This is a genomic window from Oscillospiraceae bacterium, from assembly GCA_035353335.1.
Lineage (GTDB): Bacteria > Bacillota > Clostridia > Oscillospirales > JAKOTC01 > DAOPZJ01.
Map to the genome: position 1 here is coordinate 1 of DAOPZJ010000041.1, position 13545 is coordinate 13545.

Consider the following 13545-nt stretch of genomic DNA (forward strand, 5'->3'; position numbering starts at 1 on the left):
CCCTACGGAATGATGAAAGGGATAACCACGAACGTGATTATCTTGCCTCTAGCATCTTCAGGCAGGCGTTCATATAGCCGTAGCTCTCGGCGGCGATGCGGGTTGCTTCGACCATATCCTGCTCGGGGCCGATGACCTCAAGGCAGACCGGGCCGTCATAACCGGCTTTGACCATGGCTTTGAAATATCCGAACAGATTGATCTCCCCTCTGCCGCAGGCCTGCAGCGCCGGAATTCCCGGACTCGGGCCCGGACCGACGCAGTCGCGGATGTGGATATGCTTCATGCGCGGCAGCACTTTTGCCAGCGCTTTTTCGGGCTTTTCACCGGCGCGGTGGATATGGCTCGGGTCCATGTCGATTCCGAAATACGGATTATCGATGGCGGCCATGGCGCGCAGGGTCGTCGGGGTGTTGTAGATCGAACCGCCGACATGCGCTTTGCAGCACAGCGTGACTTTATAACTCTCCGCGAGTTCGGCGAGCGCGGTCAGACGCTCGATGGTTGCTGCGAATTCCTTGCGGCTGCCGGATTTTCCGCCCGGGCCGATATTGATGACCGGGATGCCGAGTTCCGCCGCGGCTTCGAAGGCCTTCTTGAGGCGTTCGGAGTCCTGCGAGGCGACTTCGGAAGATAACAACTCGAGTCCTGTCTCGTCCAAAACATTCTTTATGTAGGTTTTCTGCGATTTCCAGTTATCGGGCGACAAATGTTCGCACATGCCGCCGATCGCGGAGATTTCAATTCCGTCATAGCCCGCCGCTTTGACCGCGCGCGCGGCATCGGCGAAGTTATAATGCTTGAACAGCACGGAATTGACGCCAAGTTTTATCATGTTTTTACCCGTCCTTTCGTCATAAAAGCTCGAAAATTTTATTCCGAACTTCGCTGTCAGGTGATGGGTCAATTATAAAACCTTTTACCCCCGAAAGCAATGTTTTTTGTGGATATAATCGTTTTTTAAAAAGATTTTTATGAAAATTTCCGAAATATTTCCATAAACTTGTTGACAACCGTAAAAAGCTGTGATATATTAACTGTATTGGTACTATTAATACAGTGTACCGCTGCAAGAAAGGGGGAAACGGATTTGATCGCAATCGATTTTTCCGACAAACGCCCGATCAACGAACAGATCATCGCAAAGGTCATCGATCTGGCCGCGAAAGGCTTTTTGCCGCCGGGCAGCCCGATGCCGTCGGTGCGTACGCTTGCCACGGAACTCTCGATCAACCCCAACACCGTTCAGAAGGCTTATGCCGAGCTCGAGCGGCTCGGCGTCATCCTCTCGGTGCGCGGCCGCGGCAGCATCATCGCCGAAAACAGCGACCCGCTGCGAAAACTTCAGCTTGAAAAGCTGCACGCGGGTCTGCGGGAGGCGGTCGAGGCGGCAAAGCACCTCGGGATGTCCTGCGAGGAAGTCTGCGGCGAGATCAGAGACAATTTTAACGGAGGGGAGCAACTATGAAAAGCTTATTTAAATTCTTTGTTTCACTGTTGATCTGCGGCGCAATCTTATTGTCAGGCTGCGCAAACTCGTCCAAAAGCTCGCTGCCGAAAGACCTCGCCGGGAAAACCATGAATTATCCCAAAGTATTAAACCTGCTTTCACCCTATTTTTTTTCGGACAGCGATGAGACCACCGCCGCTATGAAACAGGAATGGCTGGATAAAATGTCTGCGCGGTACGGGGTTGAACTCAATTTCACCGCAGATACGCAGGTAAGCGAGGTGTTTTACGGAAGATCCTCTTTTCCCGGGATGGTCACAATGACGAACTGCGAAATGCTGAACAACGCCGTCAAAAGCGGCACCGCCGTCCCGCTGGAAGCGTATCTCGCCGATAATCCGGTTTGGAACGCCCTCCCCGAAGAAATCAAATCCATGTACACGATCGACGGCCATATTTACGCGGTCCCGTCTTCCTGCACCTGGCTGATGAGAACACGCAGTATCGCCGCCGATTCGCTCACCAAAACCGGTATCGAAGTGACCGATCTCAAGTCCTTCCGGGAATACGCACTGGCGCTGATGAAGACCGGCGATTATCAATACGTCCTCGGTTCCGACGCTTTGACTGGGGTCGTCGACATCCTCAACGCTTACGGCTTGTATTCGGATACATTCGACTCGTTTTCCTATGACCCCGGCGAGGACTGCATCGTGGATTTTCTGACCAAGGGCGAAGCCGTCACGGCGCTCGAATACCTGCGGGAACTCTATTCCGCGGGTGCGCTCAAAATGAGTTTCGATTACAGCAGCCAAAGCGCGCAGGAGGACTTTTCGAACGGCATCTGCGCCGCTAATTACGGATATAACATGTCGGATGAAAATAAAACTCTCACGACGCTGAATCCCGCCTATCCTCAGATTCCCCAAAGCGCAATCAAGGGCTACATCATGACCAAAGACACGCCCGAGCCCAAAGAAACCGTAAACTTCCTTGTCAATATGCTGTTCGGCTCCGAACAAAATTATTTGGATTGCTCACTGGGCCTGTCCGATAACTATGTTCTCAACAGCGACGGCTCGATCACAATGAAATTGAAAGTCACCGAAGACGGAGAACCGAAAACATTCGGAATGCCGAATTTAGTGGGTCCTCTCCCCGGCGTCTTCTTCCATTCGGAGCAAAAAACAAAATACGAGTTCGTCGGCACTCTGAAACCCGAATACGTAACCGCGCTCGAACAAATGAATCAATTCAACGCGTCCGTAGACGACGCCGTAAAGAAAGGGCTTGCGCTCAAAGTTCCGGCCGCTTACGGGCAGATTCACATCTCGAAATTTTACGAAAACAAATCCGATATCGATTCCCTCTATCTCACCTGCATCCAAGACGCCGTCACCGCCACCGACTGGACGGTGCAGCAGATCATTGATGAATACAAAGCGGCAATGCTCAACCTCGGCGGCAATCAAATGCTCGACGAGATGAACGCCGCCATCGGCAAAAAAACCGCGTATTATTATGGGTAAGTTTTCTATAACTCAATTAAATACTTTCATAACAAAAACTCAATTCTTCCGAAAGGATGGCCTTGGTGAAATGATAACAACCCAACAACTGACCAAAAAATTCGGCGACTGCACCGCGGTCAACGCGGTCAGCACCGAGATGCACGAGGGCGCGGTGTTCGGCCTGATCGGCTCGAACGGCGCGGGCAAATCGACGTTTCTCCGGATGCTTGCGGGCGTGCTGAAACCCGACGGCGGGCAGCTTGAAATCGACTGTGAGACCGTATGGGAGAATCCGGCGGTGAAAAGCCGGTGCTTCTTCATCCCCGACGAACCGTATTTCTTTAAAAACGCGACACCCGAGACCGTAAAAAGTTTTTATACGATGTTCTATCCAAAATTCGATTGCGCGCAGTATGACCGGATGATTTCGGTTTTCGAGCTGCCCCCGAAAAAACGGATTTCCGAATTATCGAAGGGCATGAAAAAGCAGGTCATGATCATCGCCGCGGTATCGAGCAACTGCGACTATCTGTTTTGCGACGAGACCTTCGACGGGCTGGACCCGGTCGCAAGGCAGGCGATCAAGGGCATTTTCGCGGCGGGTATGGTCGACCGCAAGCTGACTCCGGTCATCGCCTCGCACAACCTACGCGAGCTCGAAGACATCTGCGACCGCATCGGGCTGTTACATAAGGGAGGCATATTGTTCGAGCAGGAACTCGATGCGATGAAACTGGGCATTCACAAGGTGCAGTGCGCTTTTGCGGGCCCGAAAACGCAGTCGGATTTTCCGGATGCGGAGGGGTTCAAGGTCATGAAATTCGAAGCACGGGGCGCGATGGTCACGATGACCGTCAAAGGCAATCGGGAAAACATAACAGAGCGGGTGAACGGAATGGCGCCGCTGTTTACGGAACTGCTGCCGCTTTCGCTCGAAGAGATCTTTATTTCGGAAACGGAGGTGTGCGGTTATGACGTCAAAAACATCCTCTTTTAAGTTCGGAAGATTGACGATGCACCGATTCAAACAGCTGACCTGGCTCACGACTCTGTGGTCGGCGGGATTGTTCTTTGCGCTGCCGGTGCTGCAGAGCATGCAGTTGGGTTTCTTAATGCCTCAAAAGTCATACGGTTACGGTGAAGTCAACTCATTAATCGGCAATGATAATTACTTGGTGCTGATCGGGGTATTCGTCACTGGGATTATAGCAGCTTGTGTTGTGCAGGCGTTTATGAATTCCAAAACGCAAAACGATCTGTGGCTTTCGTTGCCTGTGCGCCGTGAAAAGCTGTTTGCGGCCAATCTGACCGCCGGAGGAATGGCGGTATTAATTCCGCTGACAGCTGCTTATGTGATAACGATTATCATGACTGTTTTAACACCGTCGGCATATGGGTTTGAAATGAAGTTTGCATTGTTTGGCTATCTGCGGGCAGTAGGATTGTTTCTTGTTGCTTATTCAATCACCACGCTCTGGTGTGTGCTGAGCGGACGAACGATCATTGCGGTGCTCTGTGCTATATTTACACCCGCTATAGGAGTTGGCTCATTGAGCATTGTATCCATGTTCTTCAGCTTGCATTTTAAGACCTACTACGCCTCGACCGCTTATAATAATGCTTTAATTTCGCTCTATCCGTTTGCGCCGTTTTTCGGGAATTCCGAATCACTGTATACGATTATGCAAATCGTTTGGACTGCGGTTGCGGTGGGGCTGTTGATACTGGCGTTTTGGCTGGTAAAAAGGCGGGGCGCGGAGACAGCCGGGAAAGCGCTTGCGTTTTCAAAGGCACTGCCCGTTGTCAAATATCCGTTGATTCTGTTTGGAATGTCTTTCGGCTGGCTGCTGTTCGCCTCTACGACCGAATCCCTGGGATGGTCTGCATTCGGTGCTGTCGCGATCGGGCTGTGTGTGTTCTGCTTTGTGAATGTGCTTGAAAAATTCGAGTTTCGAAATATTCTGCACCACTGGTGGAAATATGGGATTACTATGGCAGTTTTCGGGCTTAGCATGACGGTTTTGCTCCTTGACTCGATGTCGTTTGACACACGGCTTCCGGCGCGCGATAATATCACCGAAGCAAAAGTGTATATATTAGGCTTGAACGACACCAGCTTGAACCCAAGCAAAACCTACGGCGAGACCATCACAGATTCGGAAGTGATCGACACGCTTTATAAAATCTCCGAGTTTGCCGTTTCCAATGCGGACAAAATGTATTCGCACAGCGAGATATTCGGTTATATCAACTTGAGTATGGATCGTTTTGTGAATGTCAGCATGTCGCAGGATTATATGACTTTTGCTGTTGATTACAATGGGTTTATCCGCATATATCATCTACAGTTAGACCAATCCCAAAGAACCGAGTTGACCGCTTTGCTGATGGGATCGGGGAATCAGGCATTCATCACAGCTCTGAGCGGTGTGTATGACCTTTCGCCGGGCGATGTAGATATGATGAATGTTAATTTCTATGATGTAAGTTACAACTACATGGTAGAATTGGCAGAGGCCAACGGCTCTGAAGGCGGCGGTTGGATCAATGATATCATTACCGCTCTCCGAGCGGATGTACTGTTGACCAGTACGGAAAAACTGCAAAACGCCCGGATTTTGGGTGTTATCGAAATGAGGAACAGCAAAGGGAGAACCTATTCAATACCGATTTATGATTACTACGAGAGCATCCGCGAGACATGGCTCTGGGATGCCATAAATAATCATGCATTGAAGGTCGATCCGGTGTTGATTGAGAGTATCGAAGTCGAGCGTAATGACAACAACACCTCAGTGACTTATACCGATCCTGTAAAAATCTCCGAGCTTTCATCGGCATTGATCACCGATGAAGATGTCAAGTATAATCCGCTGGTAACCATTGCGACTGAGTATACGGTCACAGTAAATTACAAAGACGGAAGGGCTGTTATTCCGAGTTTGTGCAATGAACATATGCCGGAGTGGCTGAAAAATTCGTAAAATCGCAAAAAACCCTTGACAAGACAGAAAAACAGTGGTAAAATCTCTTCGCTGTTTATCCGCAGACAGCAGGTTGGGCTTCGGCCCTCTAACGGGAACTTCGGTTTACCGCCTGCCGAGGAGAGAGTCACATGCTATTTCGTGGCGGCTTTCCGACTTTTCGGAAGGTCGCTTTTTTGTCGGATAACGGTAGTAATTATCGGGAGGTGAATCATTTGCCGAGCAATCAAATTTTGCAGGAAAAACAGGCTGCCGTCGCCGAAATCGTCAAACTGCTCAACAGCACCGTTTCCGGTGTTTTGGTCGGTTACGAGGGCATAACGGTCGCGGACGACACCAAACTTCGCGCGGATCTGCGCAAAGCGGGCGTCCATTACAAAGTACTCAAAAATTCTCTGCTGAATTTTGCGGTCAAGGAGGCCGGTCTTGCGGGACTGTCCGCTTCCCTTTCGGGCACAACGGCGCTCGCCGTCAACACCCAGGGTGAGACCGCGGCGGCAAAAATCCTCTGCGAATACGCCAAGAAAAACGAGAAATTCGTCATCAAAGCCGGATTCGTCGAGGGAGAAGTCATTGACGCCGAAAACGTGAAAGCGCTGGCAAAGCTGCCGTCCAAGGAAGTGCTCATCGCACAGGTCCTTGCGGGCTTCAATGCGCCGATCACGGGTCTTGTCAATGTACTCAACGGAAACATCCGCGGGCTGGCGGTCGCACTGAACGCCATCGCGGAAAAGAAAGCGGCCGAAGCCGCGTAATTTGCCGATAAAATCACGGCAGAAATGAATTGATGGAGGAAATTAAAATGGCATCCGAAAAAGTAACCAAACTGATTGAAGACGTAAAAGCTCTTACAGTCATCGAACTGTCCGAACTCGTCAAGGCCCTCGAAGAAGAATTCGGCGTCTCCGCCGCAGCCCCGATGGCAGTGGCAGCAGCCCCGGCAGCAGCCGCAGCCCCGGCAGCAGTTGAACAGACCGAATTCGCCGTCGTTCTGGCGGAAGTCGGCGCACAGCGTCTCGAAGTCATCAAGTCAGTCCGCGAACTGACCGGTCTCGGCCTCAAAGAGGCGAAGGATCTTGTTGACGCCGTTCCGAAGGCGATCAAAGAAGGCATCTCCAAGGCGGACGCGGAAGGCCTCAAGGCCAAGCTCGAAGCAGTCGGCGCGAAAGTCGAAATCAAATAATAACGGACAATTACATTGTTCATTATTTGACCTGCAAAACGAAAACCGGACAGAAATGCCCGGTTTTTTGTTTTCATAATGTAGGGGCGATTATAAATCCCCGTAAATGAAGCTGACGGGTGAATAAGCCCGTGAACCGGAGCGGCGGGCGATTAATAATCGCCCCTACAATGTGCCGTTTCATTTTTTGGTTGAAAACCATCGTTTCATTTGATATGATACTATCATCAATATAAGGGATTGATGATAAATCATGAATGACTTGAACCGCATCAGAGACCTTGCGAAAGAGACACTCGAATATGCGAACTGCGATGAAATGAACCGCAGGCGCAAACTTTGGAGCGCGCATAACAGCTTACATTTCACGCGCCCGCCGATCTATATCCGCGCGATTCCGTTTGACGAATTTTTGAATCAAAAAGAACTCGTCTGTGAAAATACATATTACCGAGCACTCGAAAAGAACTTTTTGTTGAACCGTTATCGGATGAAAATCGCCGACGACTATATTATCGAGCCGTTTTTGACCGTGCGCGCGGTCCTTTCCAGCGCGCCGAACGGCGTTTATGGCCTTCCCGCCGAGATGGGCGAAAAAGCGCCCGGCGAATGTGCTGCTTTTAAGCCCTCTGTCATAAAAGAAAGCGATATCGAAAAGCTTCAAGTCGCCGACTACAAAGTCGATGAACAAGCGACAGCAAATGAATATGACCGCCTGTATGACGTCGTGGGCGGCATTTTAGACGTTGAAGCCGACCGTCAGGGGCTTTTATGCGGCATGTGGAATAACGACATCTCCACGATTTTGGGCAAGCTGCGGGGCCTTGAACAATTGATGTGGGATATTTATGACCGCCCTGAATGGCTGCATCGGATGCTGTCTTTCATGCAGAGCAAGATTTTGATGCACATGGACCAGACCGAAGCCGCGAACGGATTCCGGTTGATCAACCACCAGAATCAGGCGATGCCGTATGCCGAGGAATTGAAACCCCCGCAGGCAGGTAAAAGTCCGGTAAAACCGAGCGAGTTATGGGGCTATGTGGCATCGCAGGAATTCACAGCGGTCGGGCCTGAGGCTTTTAAGGAGTTTATGTTCGACTATCAAAAGCCGATTTTAGAGAGGTACGGGCTTGCGGCCTATGGCTGCTGCGAGGATTTGACGCGCGATATCCCGGTGCTCAAAACGTTGAAGAACCTCCGGAGAATTTCCGTGTCCCCCTATGCCGACGTGAGAAAATGCGCCGGGCAGATCGGCGGGGAGTATATCATTTCATGGCGCCCGAATCCGTCATCAGCGGTCTCTTACGGGCTCGATGAGAACTTCGTGCGCAAAAATCTGCGCGAGACGTTTGACATCTTTGACGCGAATGGGTGCAAATTCGATATCACGCTTAAAGACGTCGAAACCGTCGGCAGAGATACAAATCGTATCATCCGGTGGACGCAGATTGTGCGTGAGGAGATTGAACACAGATATTAAAATATAATCTTATCAGTTGAAATAGTAATACACGGCATGCTTGCTGTTCGAAGCATTCATCAAATCGATAAGCGTGTTGCCGCCGAGATTTAGCATGCCCTCTTTATACGTTTTGATAATTTGTCCGACGGTTCGGGAATTATCAGTGATGGCATCCTTGATGCATGTATTATAAAGCGTAAAAATATCATTTTGAAACGAATACAAATAAGCCGATGTCGGAGTCATTTTCCAGGGGTCCCATGTCGCCCGGACTTTGCTTTTCGAGACAAGTTCGTTGTATACGGCGGGAAATTGGTTGGGGCCGGTTTCCGGTTTGCCGGCAATGCCGTTTTGGCTGTATGAAATTCCCGATTTCGAACATGGGAAAACATCCGGGATGTACGAAACGAGGTTCGGCATTGCGGGGATTGCGTAACTTGTGCTTGAGATGCGGATTTTCTTCACGGTGAAAGTCCCGTCGGAATTTTTGCTGTAATTGTCAGACGAACCGAGCCAGCAGTCGAGGTAGTTTTGCTCTGAGCCGAACAGCATATCAACGAGCAAATTGATCGTCTCCTTTGGCTGCGGTGTGTCTTTGGTGAGCATATAACCGTCGCTCTTTGTATACACCATTTGAGGATTTTCGGGGTTCAGCGTGAGCACTTCGGTGCAGTTTTCGTAATCCTGATAATAGCCGTAATACGATTCACAAGTCCCGTCTTTAAAATCGCCGGGCGCAGTTATGGAAGAAGTGTCAAAATTGATTTTCAAAGCGCCCGCGTTATACAGCTCCCTCAGATACTCAAATGCCGTGACGGCCTCTCCCTTAATCAAAAAGTCCACAATAGAGTCAGCCAAAGGATCATACGCAAACGGGAAAGCGGAGTCTTCGCCGGTATAAAGCCCGAATGCACTCAGAATGTCGTCCAGATTTGCAAGCCCGTCGGAGCTGATGGCAGATTTCCCGGTCTTTCGCTGATAGGCGAGGGCGAAGTCCTTCAGAGAGTCGAGGTTTGTGACCGTGATGCCGGTCAGCGCGAGCGCGCTGTCGGTTACGGCGCGAGCTTTCGGCGTCTTTGCATAGGACGCCGGAATCGCATAAATATGCCCGTTGATGAGAAATGCATTTTTTACGGTTTGGGGCAGCGCATTCCAGGTCTGATTATCTGATAAATAATCCTCGAGCGGTGTTGCGTTTTCTTTGTCAACCGCCGTATACAATTGAGACATATTGACAGCCACAAACCCGGTGTATCTCTCTGCGCCGGAAAGCACTTTATAGCGCCGATAAGATGCCTCGCTGCTGTATTTTTTATCTTTGGCGGAATAGGAGTCTGAGACGATATTGAAGCGGACGCCGAAACGCAGATAGGCCTCCTCCAGCCACACATCCTTTTCAGCGGCGCTGTTGACGTCTTCGGTGCTCAAAAAGAACGAGGGAGCAATCATATTGAACTCCATGAGATTGCCTTTGTTGTTCGGTTCATTCAGCTCATTCGGCAACGAAGTTGAAGGTGCCGATGCGCAGCCGCCAAGTAATATGGCAGCGCATAACAGTATTGAACCGGCCAGTTTAAGCGTTTTTTTCATAATGATACTTCCTTTCGCGTGCGTTTACATTTTCAAGAATTTATCACTGTTCACTTTAACTGCTAACCGTTCATGACTTTCACTTTACGTTTTACACTCTAAAATTTATACTTGCAAAAAATTACCCGTAGTAATACGCGGTCTTCTTTCCGATGGCGTAGTTCATCTCGTCGAGCATGGCGTTGCCACCGAGCCCTAGCATATCCAATCGATATTGTTTCACGATCTCCTCAACCGTCCAATTTTCGGCGGTAATGGCGTCCTTGATGCAATTGGCGAACAAATAATTGATGTCGGATTTTTTATCATAAAATTTCGACGTGTGAATCTGACGGTAGGAAACCGGAACTTTGAGGGCACTCCCTTTTTTAACGGCGTCGTCGATTGCGGCCAGAAATTGTTTCGATTTTTCAATGGACGCGGTCAGTTCAGCCGTGGGATTGCCGATGAGTTCCAAATCGTATCTTTGATTCGAATGGGGAAACGCTCCGGGGAGAGTTCCGACCAATCCGGGCGTCGCGAAATTATCCACACCGCCGTCTTCGTTAATTTCCAATTTCAGCGTGATGGTTCCGTCGCTGTTCAGAACATAGTTGTCGGAAAGACCGAGCGAGCAGTCGAGGTAGTTTTGTTCGGAACCGAACAGCATGCTGACGAAGAAGTTGACCGTCTCTTTGGGCTGCGGAGTGTCTTTTGTCATGATGTACCCGGACATACCGCAGCGGAGCAGCTGTGGATATGCCGGATTCAGGGTCAGGACTTCGGTATATTTTTCATCGATCGTATATTCGTCATAATTGGTGGCGCTTTCTCCGCTTATGAAATTATTATACGGGTTGGAAGTTTTATTATATGGAATCAGCTTGAGCGCTCCGACGGCATACAATTCGCGCAGATATTTCAGCGCCGAAATCGACGAATCTTTGGTCAGAAAGTCCACGACGCTGTCCTCGCCGGGGTCATAGGAAAACGGATGTCCGCTGTAACCGTCGGCATATAAGCCGAAAGCGTTCAAAATATCGCCCAACCCGTCCGTACCGGCTGAGCCGATGGCATAGTCATAGGTTCCTGCCTGCTTCAGCGCAAGGGCGTACTCACGCAGCGAATTGAGATCGGTCACTTGGATTCCGGTCTGCGTAAGAGAATCGGTGTAGACGCTGCGCGCATACATATCCCAATAACAGGAGGCAGGGACCGCGTAGATATGTCCGTCCACCAGATACATGGATCTGATGTCTTCGGGCAGGGCTTTCCAAGCCGGATTGTCAGCGAGATAATCATCGAGCGCGACAGCTGTTCCGTTTTGAATGGCTCTGACCAGCGTATCGTAACCGCTGACATAAATCAGACCCGCGAAGGCGGATTTTCCGTACAGGGCGCTGTACATCTGTGAATTCACATCGCTGACGCGCTGTCCGTCTTTATACTCATTTGTGAGAATATTGATATTGACACCGTACCGCACGGACATCGCGTCGAGCCATTCCCGTTTCAAGCCGGCAGTATCGGCCTGGCTGTTCGAGAAAAAACTCGGGACGAGCAGATTCAGCGCGTCGGGTACATCGAGGTTTTTCCCGAAGAGTTCGCCGGGCAGCGCGGCGGAAGGGTTTCCGCAGCCGGCCAGCAGCAATGCACCGCAGACAAGCATCGATAATAAGGCCGTAAAAATCTTTTTCATGGTTCCGTTCTCCTTTCGGGGTCCCTTTAATTCTTTTCTGTATTACATGCGTTGGTACAGTTAATATAACATATCTTCCATATCATGTCAATACATGTTTATAAAATATTACCAATATAAATTTACCGGCTTTTATCTGTTTGCACCGGACCCTGGAATATGCTATAATTAAGCGACGGATAAGAACGGTGTGACCTTACGGAAACGGGGGGAGCTTTTTTGAAAGAGGTTATCGGATTTTTAAGGGATTTTAATCTTTGGACGGTATTGATCCGGCTGGCGCTGGCGTTTCTCTGCGGCGGCCTTATCGGCACCGAACGTGAACTCAAAGGCCGTTCCGCGGGTATCCGAACGCATATCCTCGTCTGCCTCGGCGCCGTGATGGCGACCATGACGGGCTTTTTCGCCATGAATACATTTGACCTGTCTTCCGACCCGCTGCGCGTTGCCTCTCAGGTGATCTCCGGCATCGGTTTTTTAGGTGTCGGTACGATTCTGGTCACCGGAAACTCCCATATCAAGGGCTTGACCACCGCGGCGGGCATCTGGACGACCGCCGCGATCGGCGTCGCGCTCGGCGCGGGATTTTACGAAGGCGCTCTGGTCTGCACCGCGCTGGCTTTCTTCGCCATCGGCTTTTTGCAGCGGCTTGAGCGCAGATTCAAAAAGAAAAAAGGCGTTTTATCCGTCTATGTCGAAATCAAAGACGCCGACCGCCTGAACGAGATTCTCGAACGGATGGCGTCGCAGTCCTATAAAATTTCGAATATCGAAGTCCGGCCTGCCAAGAGCGGAATGCCGAACTACCTCGGCATCGAAGCCAAGCTCGTCGCCGGGTGTGATTTAAATAAGCAGCAATGCCTGCACGAACTCTCAAAAATCGAGGGGGTCTCGTTTGCAATCGAAACAGCGTGAAAATAATATCATTGCAAGGGAACGGTCTTGACCGTTCCGGATTATTAAAACACGCGCATAATAAAACAACGCCGGCAAAAGCCGGCGTTTCGGAGATGGTTATCGAACACGGTTCGAAGACCATTCCCTACCCGTTTATCAATCTTTCAAAATCTTTTTCGTACCTTTCCGTGGCTTCGTCGGCCAACGGGAAGGTCGATTTTTTGAGCAGGAAATAGGTTTTCAATTTGGGCTCGGTGCCCGACGGGCGCACAATCACACGGGTGCCGTCCTCGAACAGATAAGAGAGCACATCGGATGATTCCATGTCGGTCGTGCGGGTCTTGCGGGTTCTGAAATCGGTTTCTACGCCCGAAAGATAATCGGTCATACCGACGACTTTTTCACCGCCCGCTTCCTTGAGCGGTTCTGTGCGCAGCCGTTTCATGATGGCCGCCATCGTGTCCATGCCGTCGACACCTTCGAAGACATACGCTTTTTGCTTGCTGCGGTAGCAGCCATACTGCGCATAAAGCTCTGCAAGACGGTCGAGCAGGTCTTTGCCCTGTTTTTTATAAAAAGCCGCCATTTCGCAGACGAACATCGTCGATACGACCGCGTCCTTATCGCGCACATGGGAGCCGATGGTGTAGCCGTAGCTCTCCTCAAAGCCCATCAAAAAACGGTCCGCTTCGCCGCGCGATTCCATCTCGCTTGCGACGCCGCAGATGTATTTGAATCCGGTGAAGACGTTTCGGATTTCAACACCGTAATGCGCGCCGATCGCGTC

12 protein-coding genes are annotated in these 13545 nt (G+C 50.4%); 8 read left to right on the forward strand and 4 right to left on the reverse strand.

The window, feature by feature from the left end; translation table 11 throughout:
* Positions 1-37: 37 nt before the first annotated feature.
* Positions 38-835 carry a sugar phosphate isomerase/epimerase gene (locus tag PKH29_08970; GenBank protein HNX14971.1) on the reverse strand — a complete coding sequence of 266 codons (798 nt, stop codon included), beginning with the start codon at positions 833-835 and terminating at the stop codon, positions 38-40.
* A gap of 255 nt (positions 836-1090) precedes the next feature.
* Between PKH29_08970 and PKH29_08975 the strand changes: the two genes are divergently transcribed.
* From PKH29_08975 to PKH29_09005, 7 genes are all read left to right on the forward strand, one after another.
* Entirely contained in the window at positions 1091-1468 is a 378-nt protein-coding gene (locus tag PKH29_08975; protein ID HNX14972.1) for a GntR family transcriptional regulator, read from the forward strand.
* Positions 1465-2979 carry a hypothetical protein gene (locus tag PKH29_08980; GenBank protein HNX14973.1) on the forward strand — a complete coding sequence of 505 codons (1515 nt, stop codon included), beginning with the start codon at positions 1465-1467 and terminating at the stop codon, positions 2977-2979. The genes PKH29_08975 and PKH29_08980 overlap by 4 nt, the downstream gene beginning before the upstream one ends.
* Before the next feature lie 70 nt (positions 2980-3049).
* Positions 3050-3958 carry an ABC transporter ATP-binding protein gene (locus PKH29_08985; protein HNX14974.1) on the forward strand — a complete coding sequence of 303 codons (909 nt, stop codon included), beginning with the start codon at positions 3050-3052 and terminating at the stop codon, positions 3956-3958.
* The gene (locus tag PKH29_08990) at positions 3933-5945 is read left to right on the forward strand and encodes a hypothetical protein (protein ID HNX14975.1); all 2013 of its coding nucleotides are present in this window, start codon (positions 3933-3935) and stop codon (positions 5943-5945) included. Before PKH29_08985 ends, PKH29_08990 begins: the two co-directional genes overlap by 26 nt.
* Before the next feature lie 215 nt (positions 5946-6160).
* Positions 6161-6700, forward strand: coding sequence for a 50S ribosomal protein L10 (rplJ, locus tag PKH29_08995; protein ID HNX14976.1), 540 nt, complete (start codon positions 6161-6163; stop codon positions 6698-6700).
* Between the two features lie 47 nt (positions 6701-6747).
* A complete protein-coding gene (gene rplL, locus PKH29_09000; protein ID HNX14977.1) occupies positions 6748-7128 on the forward strand; it encodes a 50S ribosomal protein L7/L12 in 381 nt (126 codons plus the stop codon).
* Positions 7129-7381: 253 nt separating this feature from the next.
* Positions 7382-8611: a hypothetical protein gene (locus tag PKH29_09005; GenBank protein ID HNX14978.1), complete on the forward strand. Its 1230-nt coding sequence runs from the start codon at positions 7382-7384 to the stop codon at positions 8609-8611.
* Between the two features lie 12 nt (positions 8612-8623).
* On the opposite strand, the gene PKH29_09010 is transcribed toward PKH29_09005, so the two are convergent.
* Complete coding sequence (locus PKH29_09010) at positions 8624-10183, reverse strand: hypothetical protein (protein ID HNX14979.1); 1560 nt, start codon at positions 10181-10183, stop codon at positions 8624-8626.
* A gap of 121 nt (positions 10184-10304) precedes the next feature.
* On the reverse strand, positions 10305-11861 hold the full coding sequence (locus PKH29_09015; protein ID HNX14980.1) for an ABC transporter substrate-binding protein: 1557 nt from the start codon (positions 11859-11861) through the stop codon (positions 10305-10307).
* A 219-nt stretch (positions 11862-12080) separates the two neighbouring features.
* Here PKH29_09015 and PKH29_09020 point away from each other — a divergent pair, with 219 nt between their 5' ends.
* Positions 12081-12776, forward strand: coding sequence for an MgtC/SapB family protein (locus PKH29_09020; protein ID HNX14981.1), 696 nt, complete (start codon positions 12081-12083; stop codon positions 12774-12776).
* A 127-nt stretch (positions 12777-12903) separates the two neighbouring features.
* Here PKH29_09020 and PKH29_09025 read toward each other — a convergent pair.
* The coding region (locus PKH29_09025; protein ID HNX14982.1) for a phospho-sugar mutase at positions 12904-13545 on the reverse strand (642 nt) is incomplete at its 5' end.